The following is a 7,303-nucleotide window of genomic DNA, read 5'->3' on the forward strand; positions in this document are numbered from 1 at the left end:
GCCTGGCGCAGTACGGCCGCCTGTGCCTCACGGCTGGGGACGGTCAGGGCCTCGGTGGCACCGTCGTTGTTGACGGCGCCGCCCTGGATGACCGCGTGGACACGGTCGCCGTCGGCCAGGGCGTCGGTGAGGCGCTTGAGGATGACCACACCGCCGCCCTCGCCCCGGACGAAGCCGTTGGCGCGGGCGTCGAAGGTGTGGCAGCGGCCGTCCGGGGAGAGCCCGCCGAACTCCTCGGCGACAAGACCGGTCTCGGCCGCGAGGTTGAGGTTGATCCCGCCCGCGATGGCCAGGTCGCTCTCGCCGTCACGGAGACTGCGTGCCGCCTCGTGGACGGCGACCAGGGAGGACGCCTGGCCGGAGTCGATGACGAGGCTGGGGCCGCGCAGCCCGAGGAAGTGGGAGACCCGGTTGGCGATGACGCCCCGGCTCAGCCCGGTCATGGTGTGGTGGCTGGCGGCGGTGTCGGCGGTGCCGCCCCGGTGGAGCAGGACGGCGTAGTCGTCGCGCATCGCGCCGACGAAGACCCCGGTGGCGCTGGAGCGCAGCGTGTGCGGATCGAGCCGGGCGTTCTCCAGCGCCTCCCAGGAGAGTTCCAGCACGAGGCGCTGCTGGGGGTCGAGGAGCGCCGCCTCACGCGGGGTGATCCCGAAGAACCCGGCGTCGAACCGGTCGACTCCGTCGAGGAAGCCACCCCAGCGGCCGCCGACGGGTTCCCGGCCCTCGGGGACCTCGGTGACGGCGCTCACGCCCTCGCTCAGCAGCCGCCAGTAGGCGTCGGGGTCCGGGGCGCCGGGGAACCGGCAGGAGAGGCCGACGATGGCGATGGGTCCAGATGTCCCCTTGGGCGGTACCACTCCGGCTTTCTCCCTCTCTTGTGCCGTGTTCCGGCACACCCCGTGGCGCGCGGCACGCTCCGGATCGGAGCTGCGGCGCCGGGTGGGCGCGGTGCGCGGGTCAATCCCGGTGGGTCGGTCGCGGTGGGTCGGTGTGAGTCGGTGACGGTGGGTCGGTGACCACGGATCGGTCACGGTGGACCGGTCACGGTGTGAGCGCGGCGGGGCCGGTCCGCGAGAGGTCAGGCCCCGCACACCGGACCCAGCCGGGCCGGTCCCGGCGGTCGGCCACGGCGGGCGCGCGGGGTCGGCGGTGGCGGACCTCGGGGGCCGGGGGCCGGGGCACCGGTCGGCGCCCGGCCCCGCCCCGCCGCCCCGCCGCACGCGCTCAGGTCAGGTCAGGTCAGGTCAGGTCAGGTCAGGTCACGCCACACAGGTCCGCAGGGCGGCGATCAGGCTGCGTGCCTGCACGTTCAGGTAATGGCGGTGCTGGAGCAGCCAGGTGATCTGCGGCAGCGTCATCCAGCGGAACCCCTGCGGCTCCTCCTCCGGGTGGTCCGGACCCACCTCGACGATCACATAGCGGCTGCGGGAGTGGTAGAAGCGGCCGCCCTCCTCGGACATCTCGGTGTCGAACAGGACCCGGCCCCGCTCACACAGTCCGGGGAAGTCACGGAGCTGTTCGTGGACCGCGCCCTGGACGTACTCGTGGTTCTCCGGGGTGCCCTGGATCGTCGGCGCCAGTTCGATGGTGTCCAGGTAGCCGGGTTCCACCCGGGCGTGCAGCAGGGCGTGCGGGACGCCGTCGATCCGCTTCACCAGCAGGGCGGTCACTCCGACGCCATGCGGCTGGAACAGGGGCTGGGTCCAGCTGCTGACCTCGCGGCTGTTGGCGATGACCTCCACGGCGTTCACGCTGAAGAAGAGGTCGCGCTCATGGGAGATGGTCCACTCGGAGCGCCGCCAGCCGGGCAGGTCCGTGAGGCCCACGAGCGTGGTGCCGAGGTCGTAGGTGGCCTGGCTGTTGGTGATCCAGTTCAGCAGCTCGGAGGCGGTGTGCAGACCGTTGCCCCGGTCGGCGAGCCCTCCGGTGCCGATGCCGGGGAGGCAGGACAGGACCGTACGGGCGTCCATGTTCACCCGGTGGTCGATGGCGAGCTGCTCGTGCAGCTGCCCCAGCGTCAGCCAGCAGAAGTCCTCTCCGGCCTCCACCTCCTGGCCGACCTCGACCAGCATGTTGCGGTTGCGCTTGCGGTAGAACCAGGAGCCGTGCTCGGACTGGAGCACATCGGCGAGGACCTGACGCGGCTCGACGCCCACGAAGTGCTCCAGATAGGGAACCTTGCGGCCCTGGTGCACCCCGGTGTAGTTGCTCTTGGTCGCCTGGACGGTCGGGGAGAGCTGGACCCCGTTGGGGTTGCCCGGCTCGGCCTTGGCCTGCATGAGGAAGTGCAGGACGCCGTTGATCTCGCGGACGGCGATTCCGAGCACACCGATTTCCCGCTGGAGGATGATCGGCTGGGACCAGGTGCGTACCGGCCCCTCCCCCACCTCGACGTCGAGTCCGGCGACGGAGAAGAACCGGCCGCTGTCATGGACCAGGTTCCCCGTGCCCTCGGCGAAGGACCAGTTGCGCATCGCGGCGAAGGGGATCGGGGTGACCTCGTGGACCTGGGCGGCGCAGCGCGCCGAGAACCACTTCTCGAACTGCTCGGCGCTGGTGGCCCCACCCTCGGTGACGCCCGCGGACTCCTCAAGCCGCTCCAGCAGTCGGGGGTCTTCGTGACGGAGAACGCCGAGTCCGGTGGTTGGAGGCATGGGAGTCTCTCTCCGGTTGGTGAGTGGGTCGGCGGATCGCTCCGCTCCCGATCGTGGGGGGACGTGCCGGGTCCGGCCGGGGTGACCGGGGCCGTCCAGGGTGACCGGGGCCGGTCGGGTCGACCGGGGTGTCAGCCCCTGAGCCGTTGGCTCGCGTTCCAGGTGAACACGGTCGTCGGAGCGCTCCTAGGGGAGGTCAGGGCAGACTAGGAGTTCACTCAGATCGCTTCCTCCACTCCCGCTGCGGGGCATTGTCGGCGACTTTCCCTAGATTCCCCGCCGGGCCCGTCCCGCCGGTTCCGGACACCGACATGCTGGCCGTGTCCACGAGGGTGATCGCCGGTGTGAGCCGGTCGGTCCCATCCGTACGACCTGGCGGTCCGCGACCGCAGGGCCTCGCCGTTCGCATCCGTACGACCGGCGGTCCGCGACCGTACGACCCTGCCGACGGCGGGTCGGCCAGGTCCACGAGTCGTACGCGCGGCACCGGGGGACCGGGCGAGGTGGGCACGGTCCACCCCGTACGACGGGAACACCGGTCCACCGCCGACGGACGCACCGCACCCCCCGCACCGCTCCGGTCAGCCCGCCCCGACCGCCGCCCGCCATCCGTCGCTCCGCGACAAGAGAGGCCAGCATGAAGGACACCGACAACTGGATCCGGCGCTTCTTCCCGAGCGCGGACGCGCCCGTCCAGCTCGTCTGTCTGCCGCACGCGGGGGGCTCCGCGCCCTTCTACCGTCCGGTGGCGCAGGCGCTGAACCCAGGGTTCGAGGTGCTGGCGGTGCAGTACCCAGGACGTCAGGACCGGCGGCATGAGCCGATGATCGACGATCTGCGGGAGCTGGCGGACGAGGTGACCGCCGCCGTCCTGGACACCGTGGACCGCCCGTACGCCCTGTTCGGGCACAGCATGGGTGCCACGCTGGCCTTCGAGGTCGCGTCGCGGTGCGAGCGCGAAGGGCGGGGCCCGCTGCGGGTGTTCGCCTCCGGGCGGCGCGCGCCCTCGCGCCACCGGGACGAGCGGGTGCACACCCGTGACGACGACGGCGTGGTGGCGGAGCTGCGCGGGCTCAGCGGCACGGACCAGCGGATATTCGGTGACGAGGAGCTGCTGCGGATGGTGCTCCCGGCGATCCGCAACGACTACCGCGCGGCGGAGACCTACCGCTACCACCCCACCGCCAAGCTGCGCGCGCCGATCACGGCCCTGGTCGGCGACGCCGACCCCAAGGCCACCGAGGACGAGGCGGAGTCCTGGCGCGACCACACGGAGTCGGTGTTCGACCTCCATGTCTACCCCGGGGGCCACTTCTATCTGCTGGACCACGCGGCGGCCGTCATCCGGGTGATCGCCGAGGCGCTGGGCGAACCGGCCACGGCCCTGCGGTGACCACCGCGCGGCCCGCCGCCCGGGAGGCCGACCACCCCGGCGCACGACGGTCCGCCGCCCGGGCCCCGGAGTCCTCCGGGGCCGCCACCCATGGGGCGGCGGCGCCCGGCCCGCCGCCCGCCCCGCCAGCCACCGAGGAGTGGTGAGGTTGAAGCACATCGCGATCCTGGCGTTCCCGGGGTACGGGCATGTGAACCCGACACTGGAGATGAGCCGCTGTCTGATCGAGGCGGGCCACCGGATCACCTACGTGGTGGACGAGCGGTTCGTGCCGAGGGTGACCGGCGTCGGCGCGCACGCCGTCACCTGGGACTCGGCGCGCTCCAGATTCTCCCGGGGCGAGGTCACCGGGGACGAGATACAGGCACTGGGCCTGGACTATCTGCGCGAGTCGAGGGACGTGATACTGCCCCGGACACTGGAGGCGTTCCGGGACGACGTACCCGATCTGATCCTCTACGACCTGGAGAGCTTCTTCACCGCGCGGGCGGCGGCCCGCCTCTGGGACCGGCCGACGGCGCAGTACTTCCCGTACTTCGCCTCCAACGAGCACTTCTCCCTGGCGATGGAGATGTTCGACGGCGCGGTCGAGTCGGTGCACGAGTCCATCGGGCTGGTGATGGAGTACCTGGCGGGCGAGGGCGAGGATCCGCACGCGCTGTGGGGGTCGTTCATGACCAACTACAACGCCGAGCGGAACCTGGTCTTCCTGCCGCGTGAGCTCCAGCCCCTCCAGGAGACCTTCGACGAGGCCCGCTACACCTTCACCGGGCACAGCCTCGCCGCCAACCAGCACGGTGTGGGGAGCTGGCCGGGGGCCGACCCCACCGACCCCCGGCGGGTGGCGCTGATCACCCTCGGCACCGAGATGAACGACCGCGCGGACTTCTTCGAGCTCTGCGAGCGGGCCTTCGCGAGCGGCGACTGGCGGGTGGTGATCGCGGTCGGACCCGGCAATCTGCCCGAGGGCCGCCCGCTCGCCGACCATATCGAGGTCCATGAGTGGCTCGACTTCTCCACCGTGCTGCCGCACGCCGACGCCGTCGTGTGCCACGCGGGCATCGGCACCATGCTGGAGGCGGTCTCCTTCGGGAAGCCGATGGTGGTCGTCACCTACACGCCCGGGGACCGCTTCGACGCGCGGCGGGCCCAGGAGGCCGGTCTCGCGCTGGAGCTGCCGGGCGACCAGGTCACGGTGGAGAGTCTGCGCGCGAGCGTCGACCGGATCGTGGGCGACCCGGAGACCGTGCGGCATATCGCCAGGGCGCGCACGGACATGCTGGCCGCGGGAGGCCCCTACCGGGCCGCCCGGACGGTGGAGGGCTGGCTGAACGAACTCACGGGGTCCGCGGTGGTCGCGGGCCCGGTTCACGGCAACGAACGGAACCGGCTATAACACCATGACGTACGCGATCGAGACCGAGGGTCTCATCAAACGGTTCGGTAAGGTCACCGCGCTCCAGGGGCTCGATCTGCGGGCGCGCTCCGGCGCGGTCCTGGGGGTACTCGGGCCCAATGGGGCCGGAAAGACGACGGCGGTCCGCATCCTGGCCACCCTGCTCCGCCCGGACGGCGGGACGGCCCGGGTCTGCGGCTACGACGTGGCGCGCCACCCACACGAGGTCCGGCGGATCATCGGGCTGACCGGGCAGTACGCCTCGGTCGACCAGGAGCTGACCGGGGTGCAGAACCTGGTGCTGGTGGCCCGGCTGCTGGGGTACTCCCGGCCGGCGGCCCGGCGCAGGGCCGGGGAGCTGCTGGAGCGGTTCGGGCTCGCGCACGCGGGCGCCCGGACGGCGAAGACATACTCGGGCGGGATGCGCCGCAGGCTGGATCTGGCGGTCAGTCTGGTCGGGGACCCCTCGGTCCTCTACCTCGACGAGCCGACGACCGGGCTCGATCCGCAGAGCCGCTATGAACTGTGGGACATCGTGCGGGATCTGGTCGCGGGCGGGTCGACGGTGCTGCTGACGACCCAGTACATGGACGAGGCGGACCAGCTCGCCGATGACATCGTGGTCATCGACGGCGGGGTGGCCATCGCCGCGGGCACCTCGGAGGAGCTGAAGGCGAAGACGGACCGCCAGACCCTGGAGATCCAGCCCGCCGACGCGGAACGGCTGGCGGAGACGGCGTCCATCGTGACCTCGCTCAGCGGCACCCCGCCGATCGTGGCCGGGGGCGCGCTGCGGATCCAGGTCAATGACACGGCCCTGCCCGCCGCCGTGCTGCGGCAGCTGGACGGTGCCGGAATCGAGGTGACGGAGCTGGCGCTGCGCAGGCCCAGCCTGGATGAGGTCTTCCTGTCGCTGACCGGCCGCCATGGCTCCGCCCCGGCGCCCGCGGCCGACGGCCAGCAGCCCCAGAAGACTCACGAGACCCACGAGAGGAGGCCGGTGTGAGCGCATCGACCGAGGTGACCGAGCGGCACCGGCTGAGCATCGGCCTCACCGTACGGCACTGTATGACCCTGACCGGACGCAATCTGCTGCACCTCAAGGCGCACCCGGGCACGCTGATCGGGTTCGCCGTGGTGCAGCCGCTGATGGTGATCGCCCTGCTGGTGTACGTCTTCGGCGGGGCGATCTCCGGTTCCACCGAGGACTACCTCCAGTACGCGCTGCCGGGCCTGATCGTGCAGATGACGGTCTTCTCGGTGCTCGCGTTCGGCACGGGCCTCAACGAGGACATCGCCAACGGCGTCTTCGACCGGCTGCGTTCCCTGCCCATCGCGCGGATCGCCCCACTGGTGGGCCATCTGGTGGGCAACACCCTCCAGATCGTGGCGGGCATGGTGATGCTGCTGCTCGTCGGCATGGCGCAGGGCTTCGACATCCGTACGGGTCTGCTCGCCACGATCGGCGCCCTGGCACTGGCCACGGTCTTCGCCACCGGTCTGGCCTGGCTGTCGATGCTGGTCGGTCTGGTCGCCAAGACGGCGACGACCGTGCACCTGTTCAGCGGGGTGCTGATGTTCCCGCTGACCTTCGGCTCCAATGTCTTCGTCAAGACGGACACGATGCCGGGGTGGCTGGCCACCTGGGCGGATGTGAACCCGATCTCCCATGTCACCAGCGCGCTGCGCGGGCTGATGACGGAGGGGTCGGTGGGCACCTCGGTCTGGTGGACGCTGGGCTGGACGGTGGCGATGACGGCGGTCTTCGCACCACTGGCGATCCAGGCGTACCGGCGCCGCGTCTGACCGACGGCGTACGTGGTCCCCGGCGGGCTCTCCCGCCGGGGACCACTCATGTGG

The 7,303-nt window shown here is 71.4% G+C and carries 6 protein-coding genes; 4 read left to right on the forward strand and 2 right to left on the reverse strand.

What is annotated here, in order from left to right; translation table 11 throughout:
• On the reverse strand, positions 1-857 hold an 857-nt coding region (locus ACFVIM_RS30500; protein WP_384308142.1), incomplete at its 3' end, for a polyketide synthase.
• A 402-nt stretch (positions 858-1,259) separates the two neighbouring features.
• Positions 1,260-2,654 (reverse strand): NDP-hexose 2,3-dehydratase family protein, encoded by a 1,395-nt coding sequence (locus ACFVIM_RS30505; protein ID WP_384308145.1) that lies wholly within the window; start codon positions 2,652-2,654, stop codon positions 1,260-1,262.
• A 637-nt stretch (positions 2,655-3,291) separates the two neighbouring features.
• Here ACFVIM_RS30505 and ACFVIM_RS30510 point away from each other — a divergent pair.
• From ACFVIM_RS30510 to ACFVIM_RS30525, 4 genes are all read left to right on the forward strand, one after another.
• A complete protein-coding gene (locus ACFVIM_RS30510; protein WP_384308148.1) occupies positions 3,292-4,047 on the forward strand; it encodes a thioesterase II family protein in 756 nt (251 codons plus the stop codon).
• Between the two features lie 142 nt (positions 4,048-4,189).
• The gene (locus ACFVIM_RS30515; protein ID WP_384308151.1) at positions 4,190-5,443 is read left to right on the forward strand and encodes a nucleotide disphospho-sugar-binding domain-containing protein; all 1,254 of its coding nucleotides are present in this window, start codon (positions 4,190-4,192) and stop codon (positions 5,441-5,443) included.
• Positions 5,444-5,447: 4 nt separating this feature from the next.
• Positions 5,448-6,449: an ATP-binding cassette domain-containing protein gene (locus ACFVIM_RS30520; protein WP_384308154.1), complete on the forward strand. Its 1,002-nt coding sequence runs from the start codon at positions 5,448-5,450 to the stop codon at positions 6,447-6,449.
• On the forward strand, positions 6,446-7,249 hold the full coding sequence (locus tag ACFVIM_RS30525; RefSeq protein WP_384308157.1) for an ABC transporter permease: 804 nt from the start codon (positions 6,446-6,448) through the stop codon (positions 7,247-7,249). The genes ACFVIM_RS30520 and ACFVIM_RS30525 overlap by 4 nt, the downstream gene beginning before the upstream one ends.
• Positions 7,250-7,303: the final 54 nt, after the last annotated feature.

This window comes from Streptomyces sp. NPDC057638, from assembly GCF_042800315.1.
Taxonomy (GTDB): domain Bacteria; phylum Actinomycetota; class Actinomycetes; order Streptomycetales; family Streptomycetaceae; genus Streptomyces.

Coding starts and splice junctions, on each gene's coding strand:
- ACFVIM_RS30505 (WP_384308145.1), bottom strand. CDS start 2,654: ATGCCTCCAACCACCGGACTCGGCGTTCTCCGTCACGAAGACCCCCGA.
- ACFVIM_RS30510 (WP_384308148.1), top strand. CDS start 3,292: ATGAAGGACACCGACAACTGGATCCGGCGCTTCTTCCCGAGCGCGGAC.
- ACFVIM_RS30520 (WP_384308154.1), top strand. CDS start 5,448: ATGACGTACGCGATCGAGACCGAGGGTCTCATCAAACGGTTCGGTAAG.